The sequence below is a fragment of the Kerstersia gyiorum genome (genome assembly GCF_048595715.1).
Lineage (GTDB): Bacteria > Pseudomonadota > Gammaproteobacteria > Burkholderiales > Burkholderiaceae_B > Kerstersia > Kerstersia gyiorum.
On the sequence record NZ_CP169556.1, the window covers coordinates 2,957,804 to 2,971,120 of the forward strand.

Sequence of the window (13,317 nt, forward strand, 5' to 3'; positions counted from 1 at the left end):
TGGCAACAGGCGGCCGCACGCCGCCTCGCGGCTTTGGCACGGATATAAACTGGTCTGCCGGCGCCAGGCCTGCCTGGACACCGGAATCGCCCCAAACACGCCTGCCGCGCCATGCTTTCCAGTGGTCACAGGCACTTTTCCTACGCAAGGATTGCAATGAAAACCCTGGGCCTGCTCGGCGGCATGAGTTGGGAATCCACCATTCCGTACTATCGCCAGATCAACGAAACCATCAAGGCGCAGCTGGGCGGCCTGCACTCGGCGCGCATCCTGCTCTACAGCGTAGATTTCCACGATATCGAACGCCTGCAACATGCGGGCCGGTGGGACGAGGCAGGCGCGCTGCTGGCCGATGCCGCCCGGCGGCTGCAAACCGCAGGCGCCGACGGGCTGGTGCTGTGTACCAACACCATGCATAAAGTCGCCGACCGGATCGAACAGGCAACGGACATTCCCTTGCTGCACATTGCCGATCCAACTGCGCAAGCCATACAGGCGGCGGGTTTTACCAGCGTCGGCCTGCTGGGCACGCGCTTCACCATGGAACAGGACTTCTATCGCGCCAGGCTGGAAAACCGCTACCGGCTGCAAGTGCTGACCCCGGACGATGCCGACCGCGGCACCGTACACCGCATCATCTACGAAGAGCTCTGCCAGGGCATCATCCGTGATGAATCCCTCGCGGCCTACCTGGAAATCATTCAGCGGCTGGTCGGCAACGGCGCGCAGGCCATCATCCTGGGCTGCACCGAGATCTCGCTGCTGGTGCAGGCTCAGCATGTGGACGTGCCGCTATTCGATACCACGCGCCTGCACGCACTGCATGCAGCGCAATGGGCGCTGCGCCCATAAGCGGTTCCAGGTGGAAGCCAGCATGACAGACCACGCTTTCAACGTACGCCGGGTGGCCGGGTTGGGCATGGAAATGGTTGAGGCCCAGTCCAGCCGCCACTTCGGCCGGCATATCCACGATGATTTCGGCATCGGCCTGATCCTTGGCGGGGCGCAACGCTCGGCCAGCGGCCGGGGACAGGTGGAAGCCATGGCGGGTGACCTCATTTCGGTCAATCCCGGAGAAGTGCATGATGGCATGCCTGTCGGTGACGGCCCGCGCTGTTGGCACATGCTTTACTTCAGCCAGGAACGGATGGCCGCCGCCCTGGCAGACATGGTGGACAGCACAGGCAATCCCGTGCAAGAGCTCGCCTATCCCGTCCTGCGCCACACGCAAGCGCGCAGGCGGTTCCTGGCGCTCTACCAGGCGGCGGTCGAGGCAAGCATTGGCGGCGACCCGCTGGCAGTAGACGAAACCTTGCCCCTGCTGCTGACGCACCTGCTGGATCGCCCCCTGCCCGCCCCCGTGGCTGCCCACACCCTGGTCGGCCGGGCCAACCGTGCGAAAGCCATGATAGACGATGCGCCGCAGGCGCCGCTTTCGCTGGCGGACCTGGCCCGCGAAGCCGGCTTGAGCCGCTTCCAGCTGGTACGTGCCTTCGCCGGCCTGACCGGGCTCACGCCTCATGCCTATCTGGTGCAGCGACGCATACTGAGGGCGCGGCAGTTCATTGCCAAGGGCATGTCCCTGGCCAATGCTGCATTGGCCTGCGGCTTTGCAGACCAAAGCCACATGACACGCTGCTTTGTCCGCAACTTCGGATTTTCACCCGGCAGCTATGCCCTGCAGTCGCGCTCAGCAGCCGGGGCCGTGACTGCAGCAGGCTGAAGCGGCCATCAGGCAAAGGGCCGACAGCCTTTCTTGCACCCTTGCGGCTCCCGGCCAACGAATGGCTGCAATTTTCTTCAAGACGCCAGCCCCCGCGAACCGCAAACTGATGCTTGGTCCCTCAGCCGGAGAACAGTCGTGCGATTCAGCTACGCCCCCGAAATACGTTCGGATTTTCCCGACCTGGCCACTCACGCCATCATGCTGGACGGCATTACCCCCCAGGCCCGGCCTGAGGGGCATATTGCCTTGCTTTGGACCCAGGCGGCCCGCCGCCTGGAAACCGGGCAGGAAGGCAGCTTCGCCGAAATTACCGCATGGCGGCAGGCATTTTCGCGCATGGGTCTGAAGCCCTCGCAATACCGTTGCGCCGCCGAAGCCCTGCTGCGCCGCTTTCGCCGTGAACGCCTGCTGCCTGCCATCCATCCGCTGGTCGATCTTTGCAACGCGGTATCGTTGGCCCACGCCATTCCCATTGCCGTCTTCGACCTGTCCTGCATCCAAGGTTCGCTGCAGGTGCGCCCTGCCACCGGGCAGGAAAGCTACCATACCTTCGACGGCACCCAGGAGCAGCCGGATGCCGGCGAGGTCATCTTTGCCGATGACGCCGGGCTGGCCCACGCCCGGCGCTGGTGCAACCGGCAGAGCGCGGCGTCCGCCGTGTGCGCCACGACCCGCAGCGCCCTGATCGTGGCCGAGGCGCTGCACGCCCGGGCAACGGCAGACCTGGCGCGGCTGGCGGAAGTCCTGCAACTCGCGCTGGCCGAAACATGGCCCCAGGCGCGCCTCCAGCAGGTGGAAACGGCATGACCCCGGAATTCCTGCTGACCTCTTTCATTGTCGTGGCCTCGCCTGGCACGGGTGCCGTCTATACCGTAGCTGCCGGCCTGGCGCAGGGTGGGCGCGCCAGCCTGGCCGCCGCGCTGGGCTGCACGCTTGGGATCGTGCCGCACATAGCCGCCGCCATGACCGGCCTGGCGGCACTGCTGCACGCCAGCGCCCTGGCCTTCGAGATCGTGAAATACCTGGGCGTGGCCTACCTGCTATGGATGGCCTGGCATACCCTCAGGCGCCAGGGCGCGCTCAGGGTAGCACCCGGCCAGGCACCACGTTCACATGGCGCCACGGTGCTGTCCGGCATTCTGCTCAACCTGCTGAACCCGAAGCTGTCCATCTTCTTCCTGGCCTTCCTGCCGCAATTCGTCGCGCCTGGCGACCCTGACGCCACGCTGCACATGCTGGCCCTCAGCCTGGTCTTCATGGCCATGACCTTCGCAGTATTCGCGTTCTATGGCGTATTCGCGGCAGCCATGCGCCGCCATGTGCTGGAACGTCCGCCGGTACTGTTGTGGATGCGCCGCACTTTCGCGGCCGCCTTCCTTCTGCTGGCAGCCCGGCTGGCCTATATGCAGCGCTGAGCCCGCGGCCAGTACGGGCTCGGCCTCTCTTCCCGGCGTCAGCGCGGGCCGGGAAGCACCTGCGCCAGCCTGCCACGTCCCTCCTGGCCTCGGCAGGATCGAGCGCGACGCCGCCACCCGTAGCCTGCACCATGCGTTGCAATGCGATACAGCTTCTTTGACTCGCTGCGATCTGCCCCATAAAATATCTTTAATTAAAGATATTTAACTTAAAGATAATGCAGCCTGACCTTTCCCTTGCCCCCGACACCCCCGCTGAGGCGACCGGCACGGACTTCGTCGACGGCATCCTGGGCCAATGGCAACAACATGCGCCAGACGCCGACACCTCGCCCATGCATGTCACCAGCCGCATCTGGCGCCTGGCGGCCCTGCTGGACCGGGACATGCAGCGCCGCTTCCGCGAGCATGCGCTGCAAATGGGCGATTTCGACGTGCTGGCGGCGCTGTACCGCAGCGGCCCGCCCTATTCCCTGCACCCGCAGCAGCTCACGCAACAATTGCTGCTGACTTCCGGCGCCATGACCTACCGCCTGGACACCCTGGAAAAACGCGGACTGATCGTACGCGCCCCCAACCCCGACGACCGGCGCAGCATCTTCGTCAGCCTGACTGCCAGCGGGCAGGCCACCTTGCTCGCGTCGCTGGACACCTATATGGCAGAGATGAAGCGCGTGCTGCATCCTCTGGACACGGCCGAAAGCCTCATGCTGGCAGCGCTGCTGCGCAAGCTCCTGCTGCCCTACGACCGGACATAGTCAACGCAAGCCATGCCGGCCCGGCCGGCGTCCTGTTCAGATATTTCCCTTCCCCCAGACAATCAGGCATCCCTTCATGAAACTCCGTCCTGGCCAACTGTTCTGCATCGCCGCCATTTTGCTCGTCGGCCTCAATCTCCGGCCTGCGCTGGCCGTCATCAGCCCGCTGATAGAAACCATACGCAGCGCGACCGGCCTGAGCTACCAGGCCATGGGTTGGGTAACCGGGCTGCCCATCATGGCCATGGGTATCCTGGCGCTGGCGGGCGCTACCGTCTACCGGCTGGGCATGCGGCGCGGCATCGCCATCGGCGTGCTGCTGGTATTCATTGCCTGCCTACTGCGCCTGATGGCGGCCAACCCTGCCTGGCTGCTGGGCAGCGCCCTGCTGGCCGGCATCGGCATTGGCATCGCGCAAACGCTGGTCCCCGGTTTCATCAAGCTGCACTTCCCGACCCGCATAGACACGCTGATGGCGCTCTATGTGAGCATGATCATGGGCGGCGCCGCCATGTCCGCCGCCGGCACCCCTGTCCTGTTGCACAGCATGGACTGGCAGCCAGCGCTGGCAATGTGGGCGCTGCCCGCGCTGCTGGCATTGGTGCTCTGGCTGTCCGCCACCCGCAATTTCCGTGACCCGGCCCGCACGCCAGCCGCTGCCGGAACGCCGGCCCCCGCCGGCACGGTCTTCCGCCCCTGGCGCTATCGGCGCGCCTGGCTGCTGGCCGGCCTGTTCTGCGCCTCGGGCAGTTGCTATACGCTCGCACTGGCCTGGCTGGCGCCGTACTACATCGAACTGGGTGCTTCGCCCCAGCGGGCAGGCATCCTGCTGGCCGTACTCACGCTGTTCGAAGTCGTCGCCGGTTTCCTGGTGGCCTGGCTGGCCCCGCGCAGCCCGGACCGCCGCTACCTGCTGGCCGGCTGCACCGTCCTGGCAACGGCAGGCTACCTCATGCTGGCCTGGATGCCGCTGGCCGCCCCCTGGCTCATCATCGCCATGCTGGGCCTGGGCATAGGTGCGCTTTTCCCCCTGACGCTCATCCTGGCCATGGATCACGCCAGCCAGCCGCGCCACGCCGGCGTCCTCGCCGCCTTCGTGCAGGGCATCGGCTATCTCGTGGCGGGCGTCCTGCCTTTTGCCGCCGGCCAGCTGCGCGACAGCCTGGGCAGTCTCGAGGCTGCCTGGAGCCTGATGGCAGGCTTGGTGCTGCTGTCCCTGGTCCTGGTGGTGCAGGCATCGCCGGCCAGCGCCAAGGCATTCGACCAGCGCTGCCGCCAGGGTTAGCCGCCTGGCGGCGCATCCCCCTATAATGGATACCTTCTCGCGCGGCCCGATGGCCGCGCTCATTATTTTCTGAATGACGTGAATATCATGCAGGATCGCTACCAGCCCCTCGCCGTCGAATCCCAGGCCCAGCAAAACTGGCAGAGCCGCGACGCCTATCGTGTCACCGAACACGCCACGAACGCCGACGGCACGGAAAAGCCGAAATTCTACGCTTGCAGCATGCTGCCGTACCCCAGCGGCAAGCTGCACATGGGGCACGTGCGCAACTACACCATCAATGACATGATGACGCGCCAGCTGCGCATGCGCGGCTACAACGTGCTCATGCCGATGGGCTGGGATGCGTTCGGCATGCCGGCCGAGAATGCCGCCATCAAGTCCAAGGTGCCGCCTGCAAAGTGGACCTACGACAACATCGCCTACATGAAGAAGCAGATGAAGGCGATGGGCCTGGCGATCGACTGGTCGCGCGAAATGTGCGCCTGCGATCCGTCCTACTACAAATGGAACCAGTGGCTGTTCCTGAAGATGCTGGAAAAAGGCATCGCCTACCGCAAGACCCAGATCGTCAACTGGGACCCGGTGGACCAGACCGTGCTGGCCAACGAACAAGTGGTCGATGGCCGCGGCTGGCGCTCCGGCGCCCCGGTGGAAAAGCGTGAAATCCCCGGCTATTACCTGCGCATCACCGACTACGCCGAAGAACTGCACGAAACGCTGGAAAGCGGCCTGCCTGGCTGGCCCGAGCGCGTGCGCATCATGCAGGACAACTGGATCGGCAAGAGCCAGGGCGTGCGCTTCGCCTTCACGCATGACATCCGCGATGATGCCGGCCAACTGATCCAGGACGGCCGCATGTATGTCTTCACCACGCGTGCCGACACCATCATGGGCGTGACCTTCTGCGCCGTGGCGCCGGAGCATCCGCTGGCCCAACATGCGGCCCGCAACAACCCGGAACTGGCCGCCTTCATCGAAAAAACCCGCCTGGGCGGCACGACCGAAGCCGAAATCGCCACTCGCGAAAAAGAAGGCCTGCCCACCGGCCTGAGCGTCATCCACCCGCTGACTGGCGCGCAGGTGCCGGTCTGGGTCGGCAACTACGTGCTGATGAGCTATGGCGATGGCGCCGTCATGGGCGTGCCCGCGCACGACGAACGCGACTTTGCCTTTGCGCTGAAATACCAGTTGCCCATCCGCCAGGTCATCGCGCTCGAAGGCAAGGAATTCTCCGACCAGGCCTGGCAGGACTGGTATGGCGACAAGCAAAGCGGTCTGACCGTCAATTCCGGCAAGTACGACAACCTGAGTTCTGCCGCTGCCGTGGATGCCATCGCCAATGATCTCGCCGCCCTCGGCCTGGGCGAAAAGCGCATCACCTACCGCCTGCGCGACTGGGGCATTTCGCGCCAGCGTTACTGGGGCACCCCCATCCCCATCATCCACTGCCCGGATTGCGGCCCGGTGCCGGTTCCCGAACAGGACCTGCCGGTGGTGCTGCCCGAACACCTGATCCCGGACGGCAGCGGCAACCCGCTGGCCAGCGACGAAGCCTTCCTGAAGTGCAGCTGCCCCAAATGCGGCAAGGCGTCGCGCCGCGAAACAGACACCATGGACACCTTCGTGGATTCGTCCTGGTATTTCATGCGCTATACCTCGCCCGGCAACGATCAGGCGATGGTGGATGCCCGCAATGACTACTGGATGCCGATGGATCAATACATCGGCGGCATCGAGCACGCTGTGCTGCACCTGCTGTATGCGCGCTTCTGGACCCGCGTGATGCGCGACATGGATCTCGTCAAATTCGACGAACCCTTCACCCGCCTGCTGTGCCAGGGCATGGTGCTGAACCACATCTATTCGCGCCGCAATGAACGCGGCGGCATCGAATACTTCTGGCCGGAAGAAGTCGAAAACGTCTACGACGCCAAGGGTTCCATCACCGGCGCTCGCTTGAAGGCGGATGACAGCCACATCGACTATGGCGGCGTGGGCACCATGTCCAAGTCCAAGAACAACGGCGTCGACCCGCAATCGCTGATCGACAGCCAGGGCGCCGACACTGCCCGCCTGTTCGTGATGTTCGCCAGCCCGCCCGAGCAGACGCTCGAATGGTCGGAAGCCGGCGTTGAAGGCGCCAACCGATTCCTGCGCCGCCTGTGGTCCGTGGCCCATCGCCTGCAAGCCTCCGTGGCCCAGGGTCTGGCCGTCGCTGCCCCGGACTGGCAAGGCGCGGACAAGCCCGTCAAGGAACTGCGCCGCGAAATCTACGCCCTGCTCAAGCAGGCAGACTACGATTACAGCCGCATCCAGTACAACACCGTGGTGTCGGCCTGCATGAAGATGCTGAACGTCATCGACAGCGCCGAGTTGCCCGATACCCCGGCAGCGCATGCCGCCCAGGCGGAAGTGCTGGGTATCCTGGTGCGCGTGCTCTACCCGGTGGTCCCTCACGTTACCTGGAACCTCTGGAACGAACTGGGCTATGCCGCCAAGCTGGGCGACCTGCTCGACGCGCCCTGGCCCCTGGTCGACGAACAGGCCCTGGTCGCAGACGAGATCGAACTCATGCTGCAGGTCAACGGCAAGCTGCGCGGCAGCCTGAGCGTGCCCAATGGCGCCAGCAAGGAATCCATCGAGCAAACCGCTACCAGCCACGAAGCCGTCGTCCGCTACCTGGAAGGCCGCCAGCCCAAGCGCGTGATCGTCGTGCCGGGCAAACTGGTCAACGTCGTCGGCTGATAGCCCGAGGAGAAGCAGCATGTCCCGTTCCCTGCGCATACTGGCCACCCTGGCACTCATGCTCACATTGGGCGCATGCGGCTTCACGCTGCGCGGCGTGTCGCCGCTGCCCTTCGACAGCCTGTACATCAGCATCCCGGAAAACACCCGCTTCGGGTCCAGCCTGCGACGCGCGCTGCAGGCGGCGTCGCCCGGCACCCGCCTGGTGGACAGCGCCGACCAGGCCGCCGCCAGCCTGATCCAGGTCAGCCATTCCCGTACCCAGCGCGAAGTCAGCCTGACGCCGCAGGGCCGCGTGGAAGAGTACGAACTCATCCTGAGCTATGTCTTCCGGCTCACGACAGCCAGCGGCGACATCCTGCTGCCGGACACCACGCTCACCGCCAGCCGCGACATGCCCTATGAAGAACAACTGGTCCAGGCCAAGCAAAGCGAAATGGACACCCTCTTCAACAGCATGGAGCAAAGCCTGGTCGAGCGCCTGCTGCGGCGCCTGACGGCCCCGGATGTTGCCGAGGCCTTCGAGGCCTACCAGAAGGAAAACGCCGAACTGCCGCCGGCCCCGGCCGAAGGCGGCGGACGCATGGCGCCCGCGCTGCAACCCTGAGGCAACACCCTACCCATGGATGTTTCCCACCTGCGCCAGCAACTGGCCCGCCAGCCTGACAGCCTGTCGCCCATTTATATCGTGGCAGGCGACGAAACCCTGCTGGTCATGGAAACCGTCGATCTGCTACGCCAGGCCGCCCGTGCCGCAGGCTACACCGACCGCAGTTCCATGGTCGTCGACGCGCGCAGCGACTGGTCGCAGATCGAAGCATCCACCCGCAGCATTTCCCTGTTTGGCGACCGCCAGCTGCTGGAACTCAAGCTGCCCACCGGCAAGCCAGGCAAGCCGGGCGCCGAGGCCCTGCAACGCATGGCCGAACAGGCTGGCGGCCAGGCCCTGCCCGATGCCCTGATCATCCTTGCGCTGCCTCGGCTGGACAAAACCCTGCGCGACAGCAAATGGCTGCAGGCGCTGGCCAGCAGCGGTACGCTGATCGAAATTCCCAATATCGACCTGCCACGCCTGCCCGCCTGGATAGGCGAGCGGCTGGCGGCGCAGAACCAGAGCGTAGACAAGGATACGCGCCAATGGCTGGCAGAGAAGGTGGAAGGCAACCTGCTTGCTGCCCACCAGGAAATCCTCAAGCTCGGCCTGCTGTTTCCCGAAGGCGAACTGTCGGCCGAACAAGTGCAGTCTGCCGTGCTGAACGTCGCGCGCTACAACATTTTCGGGCTGCGCGACGCGATGCTGGTCGGCGACCCGGCCCGGGTGACACGCATCCTGGACGGCCTGCGTGCCGAAGGCGAAGCACTGCCCCTGGTATTGTGGGCCGTCGGCGAAGAGGTTCGCCTGCTGGCCCGTCTCGCCCAGGCGCGCGCCGCCGGCCAGGACCTCAATGCCCTGATGCGGAAAATGCGTGTCTTCGGCGAACATGAACGCCTGGCGCGCCAGGCCCTGGGCCGGATTCCACCACGTATCTGGCCCGCCGCCGTGCAGCATGCCCACGACATAGACCGGCTCATCAAGGGGCTACGGGTGGAAGGACGCATGCAGGATCCCTGGGAAGAAATGCTGCGACTGGCCTTGCGTCTGTCACTGCCGTCCAGAGCCGGATAGAATGGCGCATAGCCCTATTTTTTTCTCCGCCCCCATGACCACCGATACGCTTTTCACCGCCATGCAGGAGCTGGGCCAGCGCGCCCGTGCCGCATCGCGCCACATGATGCGGGCCAGCAGCCAGGCCAAGAACGACGCCCTGCGCGGTATGGCCCAGGCCCTGCACGAGCAGCGCAAGGCCATCCTGGCCGCCAATGCCCTGGATCTCCAGGCCGCTGTAGACAACCAGTTGCCGCCGGCACTGGTGGATCGGTTGCGTATCTCGGAAAAAACCCTGGGCCTGATGGCCACCGGCCTGGAACAGATCGCCGCCATGCCTGACCCGGTCGGCAGCCTGTCGCCCACGACGCAACGCCCCAATGGCATGCGGATTGCCAAGATGCGTGTGCCCCTGGGCGTGATCGGCATCATCTACGAATCCCGCCCCAACGTCACCATCGACGCGGCCGCCCTGTGCCTGAAATCCGGCAATGCCGCGATCCTGCGCGGTGGCAAGGAAGCCCTGCATTCGAATATCGCATTGGGTGCCGTCGTGCGCCAGGGTCTGTCAGCCGCCGGTTTGCCGGCCGAGGCCGTGCAGGTCGTGGAAACCACGGATCGCGCCGCCGTCGGCCATCTGGTCACCATGACGGAATATGTCGATGTCATCGTGCCGCGCGGCGGCAAGAGCCTGGTGGCTCGCCTGTCGGCCGAGGCACGGGTGCCGATGATCAAGCACCTGGACGGCAATTGCCACGTCTACGTCGACCAGCACGCCGATCTGGCCGTTGCGCATCGCGTCGCCTTCAATGCCAAGACCTACCGCTATGGCGTCTGTGGCACGATGGAAACCCTGCTGGTGCACCAGGCGGTGGCCAATCAGTTCCTGCCCGGCCTGGCGCGTGCCTTGCTGGATCATGGCGTAGAACTGCGTGGCTGCGAGCGCACCCGCGCGCTGGTTCCGCAAGCGCATGCAGCCAGCAATGAAGACTGGGCCACGGAATACCTGGCGCCCATCCTTGCCATCCGCGTTGTTGATTCCATCGACGATGCCATGGAGCATATCGCCACCTGGAGCTCCGGCCATACCGAAAGCATCGTGACGGAAGCGCTGCGCGAAGCCCAACGCTTCCAGCGCGAAGTCGATTCCAGTTCGGTCTACGTCAACTTGCCCACTGTCTTTGCCGACGGTTTCGAGTACGGGCTGGGTGCGGAGATCGGCATTTCCACCAACCGCCTGCATGCGCGTGGTCCCGTCGGCCTCGAAGGCCTGACCACCGAAAAGTGGGTATTGACCGGCGAAGGCCAGGTACGCGGCTGAAGGCTGGCGGCCCTGGCCAGGGACAACGCAGGCAGCCATTGCCGCTCGGGCGGCGACCTGCCTGCGCACTGCATATGAAACTGCCCTGCCCGGATGCCATGACGCCGGGCGCGAGGATATCTGGTCCTGCCTGCTGCACGGGAAAAAAGGATATCTCCTTATCCCGCCGATGAATGATCGGCACTGACGTTCCCCGGTACCTGCCGGATTTTTTTCTTCTTATTGCGCGGCCTGCCGCCACATCCATGTCATCCAACGATTCCGCACCTCCCCGCAAGACCCTGTCCATCTCGGCCCGTCCTGCAGCGCCTTCCGCGCAGAAAAAAGACACCCCCAGCATGCGATCCGGCAGCCGGGCGCGCGTGCACAAGGAAAGGTTGCGCGCCCAGGACGACGGCGACAAGCGCCCTGCCGGAGAGCGCGCACCGCGTGAACGCCGGGATGGTGAGTTCTCCCAACGCCCGCGCCGTGACGGTGACTTCCAGTCCCGCCCGCGCCGCGAAGGCGAATTCCAACCGCGCGAACGTCGCGAAGGCGGATTCGTGCCACGCGAACGCCGCGAGGGTGAGTTCTCCCAACGCCCGCGTCGTGACGGTGACTTCCAGTCCCGCCCGCGCCGCGAAGGCGAATTCCAACCGCGCGAACGTCGCGAAGGCGGATTCGTGCCGCGTGAACGCCGCGAGGGTGAGTTCTCCCAACGCCCGCGTCGTGACGGTGACTTCCAGTCCCGCCCGCGCCGCGAAGGCGAATTCCAGCCACGCGAACGTCGCGAGGGCAGCTTCGTGCCGCGTGAACGCCGCGAGGGTGATTTCTCCCAGCGCCCGCGTCGTGACGGTGACTTCCAGTCCCGCCCGCGCCGTGAAGGCGAATTCCAGCCGCGCGAACGTCGCGAGGGCAGCTTCGTGCCGCGTGGACGCCGCGAGGGTGATTTCTCCCAGCGCCCGCGTCGTGACGGTGACTTCCAGTCCCGCCCGCGCCGCGAAGGCGAATTCCAGCCGCGCGAACGTCGCGAGGGCAGCTTCGTGCCGCGTGAACGCCGCGAGGGTGATTTCTCCCAGCGCCCGCGTCGTGACGTTGACTTCCAGTCCCGCCCGCGCCGCGAAGGCGAATCCCAACCCCGCGACCGCCGGGAAGGCGGTTTCCAGGGCCGTGAACAGCGCGACCATGGTTTCCAGCCGCGCAACAGCACCATTGGCGCTGGCGCCAGCGCCCGCGAGTCTGCCGTGTTCAAGATTTTCGCTTCCTGCCCGCAAGGCCTGGAAGCCGCGCTGGAAGCAGAATTGCAGGCCCTGGACTTCGTCGAAGTGCGCCAGGGCCGTGCCGGCTGCCACTTTGAATCAGATTGGCGCGGCGTCATGCGTGCCAATCTGTACTCACGCCTGGCGACCCGCATCCTCATCCAGCTGGCCCAGGCGCCGGTGCAGACCGAGGACGACATCCTGGCACTGGCCGTAGATACGGAATGGGAACAATGGTTCGGCCCGGAACACCGGCTGCGCGTCGATACCTCGGCCATCCGCAGCCCCATGCAAAGCCTGCAATACTGCAACCTGCGCGTGAAGGACGGCATTTGCGACCGCCTGCGCGCACGCGAAGGCGCGCGTCCGGATATCGACACCGTCCGTCCTGACGCCCGTGTGCACCTGTTCCTGTCCGAAGACACCGCGACGCTTTACCTGGACACATCAGGCGAATCGCTGTTCAAGCGCGGCTGGCGCTACGACAAGGGTGCCGCCCCCTTGCGCGAAAACCTCGCTGCCGGCCTGCTTGCGCTATCCGACTGGGACCCCGCCGCAGCACTGCTCGATCCGTTCTGCGGCAGTGGCACCATCCTGATCGAAGCGGCATGGATCGCACTGGGCGTGCCACCCGGCATGAACCGCCCCTTCGGTTTCGAACGCCTGCGCGATTACGACGCCTACCAGCTGGGTCAATTGCGCCAGGAAGCCCAGGCTGCCATCCTGCCCTCGCTGGATGCACCGCTGGTCGGCGTAGATCTTGACCCCGCCGTCATCGCTGCGGCTCGCAGCAACGCAGAACGTGCGCGCCTGAGCCCGGACGCCATCCGGTTCGAAGTCGGTGACGCGCGTCATTTCGCGCCGCCAGCCGACAGCGGCTGGATCGTGACCAATCCCCCTTATGGCGAACGCCTGGATGAACACGAAGACGCGCTCTGGCAGGAATGGGCCACCCATCTCAAGCACAGCTACGCCGGATGGCGCCTGAACGTCATTTCCAATGACATGTCTCTGCCCCAGGCGCTGCGCCTGAAGGCTTCACGCCGCCAGCCCGTTTTCAACGGCTCGCTGGAATGCCGCCTGTTCTCCTTTGACCTGGTCGAAGGTTCGAACCGCAGCTAAAGCAAAAAGCGCCGTTTCCGCAAACGGGAACGGCGCCATTCGCACCGGAAAAAATCGAA

General features: G+C 65.2%; 11 protein-coding genes. All 11 read left to right on the forward strand.

The features are described 5' to 3' along the window. Nucleotides 1–156: 156 nt before the first annotated feature. Nucleotides 157–852 (forward strand): aspartate/glutamate racemase family protein, encoded by a 696-nt coding sequence (locus ACEW7X_RS12915; protein WP_130486619.1) that lies wholly within the window; start codon nt 157–159, stop codon nt 850–852. A 22-nt stretch (nt 853–874) separates the two neighbouring features. Next, a complete protein-coding gene (locus tag ACEW7X_RS12920; protein ID WP_420177284.1) occupies nt 875–1,723 on the forward strand; it encodes an AraC family transcriptional regulator in 849 nt (282 codons plus the stop codon). Between the two features lie 138 nt (nt 1,724–1,861). Then, nucleotides 1,862–2,533, forward strand: a complete 672-nt coding sequence (locus ACEW7X_RS12925; protein WP_130486617.1) for a B3/4 domain-containing protein — start codon at nt 1,862–1,864, stop codon at nt 2,531–2,533. Then, a complete protein-coding gene (locus ACEW7X_RS12930) occupies nt 2,530–3,141 on the forward strand; it encodes a LysE family translocator (protein WP_068366585.1) in 612 nt (203 codons plus the stop codon). The genes ACEW7X_RS12925 and ACEW7X_RS12930 overlap by 4 nt, the downstream gene beginning before the upstream one ends. 218 nt (nt 3,142–3,359) lie before the next feature. Further along, entirely contained in the window at nt 3,360–3,899 is a 540-nt protein-coding gene (locus ACEW7X_RS12935; protein WP_127774992.1) for a MarR family winged helix-turn-helix transcriptional regulator, read from the forward strand. Between the two features lie 76 nt (nt 3,900–3,975). Further along, on the forward strand, nt 3,976–5,184 hold the full coding sequence (locus ACEW7X_RS12940; protein ID WP_083969337.1) for an MFS transporter: 1,209 nt from the start codon (nt 3,976–3,978) through the stop codon (nt 5,182–5,184). Between the two features lie 87 nt (nt 5,185–5,271). Next, a complete protein-coding gene (gene leuS / locus ACEW7X_RS12945; RefSeq protein WP_130486776.1) occupies nt 5,272–7,932 on the forward strand; it encodes a leucine--tRNA ligase in 2,661 nt (886 codons plus the stop codon). A 19-nt stretch (nt 7,933–7,951) separates the two neighbouring features. Further along, nucleotides 7,952–8,539 (forward strand): LPS assembly lipoprotein LptE, encoded by a 588-nt coding sequence (gene lptE / locus ACEW7X_RS12950; protein ID WP_068366594.1) that lies wholly within the window; start codon nt 7,952–7,954, stop codon nt 8,537–8,539. A 15-nt stretch (nt 8,540–8,554) separates the two neighbouring features. Further along, nucleotides 8,555–9,598: a DNA polymerase III subunit delta gene (gene holA / locus ACEW7X_RS12955; protein ID WP_068366598.1), complete on the forward strand. Its 1,044-nt coding sequence runs from the start codon at nt 8,555–8,557 to the stop codon at nt 9,596–9,598. A gap of 34 nt (nt 9,599–9,632) precedes the next feature. Beyond that, on the forward strand, nt 9,633–10,898 hold the full coding sequence (locus ACEW7X_RS12960; RefSeq protein ID WP_130486775.1) for a glutamate-5-semialdehyde dehydrogenase: 1,266 nt from the start codon (nt 9,633–9,635) through the stop codon (nt 10,896–10,898). Between the two features lie 902 nt (nt 10,899–11,800). Beyond that, nucleotides 11,801–13,258 carry a THUMP domain-containing protein gene (locus tag ACEW7X_RS12965; protein ID WP_415358552.1) on the forward strand — a complete coding sequence of 486 codons (1,458 nt, stop codon included), beginning with the start codon at nt 11,801–11,803 and terminating at the stop codon, nt 13,256–13,258. Nucleotides 13,259–13,317: the final 59 nt, after the last annotated feature.

What these genes read in the sequence shown, in the direction of transcription:
- ACEW7X_RS12915 (WP_130486619.1), top strand. Translation starts at nt 157, where the DNA reads ATGAAAACCCTGGGCCTGCTCGGCGGCATGAGTTGGGAATCCACCATT.
- ACEW7X_RS12920 (WP_420177284.1), top strand. Translation starts at nt 875, where the DNA reads ATGACAGACCACGCTTTCAACGTACGCCGGGTGGCCGGGTTGGGCATG.
- ACEW7X_RS12930 (WP_068366585.1), top strand. Translation starts at nt 2,530, where the DNA reads ATGACCCCGGAATTCCTGCTGACCTCTTTCATTGTCGTGGCCTCGCCT.
- ACEW7X_RS12935 (WP_127774992.1), top strand. Translation starts at nt 3,360, where the DNA reads ATGCAGCCTGACCTTTCCCTTGCCCCCGACACCCCCGCTGAGGCGACC.
- ACEW7X_RS12940 (WP_083969337.1), top strand. Translation starts at nt 3,976, where the DNA reads ATGAAACTCCGTCCTGGCCAACTGTTCTGCATCGCCGCCATTTTGCTC.
- leuS (WP_130486776.1), top strand. Translation starts at nt 5,272, where the DNA reads ATGCAGGATCGCTACCAGCCCCTCGCCGTCGAATCCCAGGCCCAGCAA.
- lptE (WP_068366594.1), top strand. Translation starts at nt 7,952, where the DNA reads ATGTCCCGTTCCCTGCGCATACTGGCCACCCTGGCACTCATGCTCACA.
- holA (WP_068366598.1), top strand. Translation starts at nt 8,555, where the DNA reads ATGGATGTTTCCCACCTGCGCCAGCAACTGGCCCGCCAGCCTGACAGC.
- ACEW7X_RS12960 (WP_130486775.1), top strand. Translation starts at nt 9,633, where the DNA reads ATGACCACCGATACGCTTTTCACCGCCATGCAGGAGCTGGGCCAGCGC.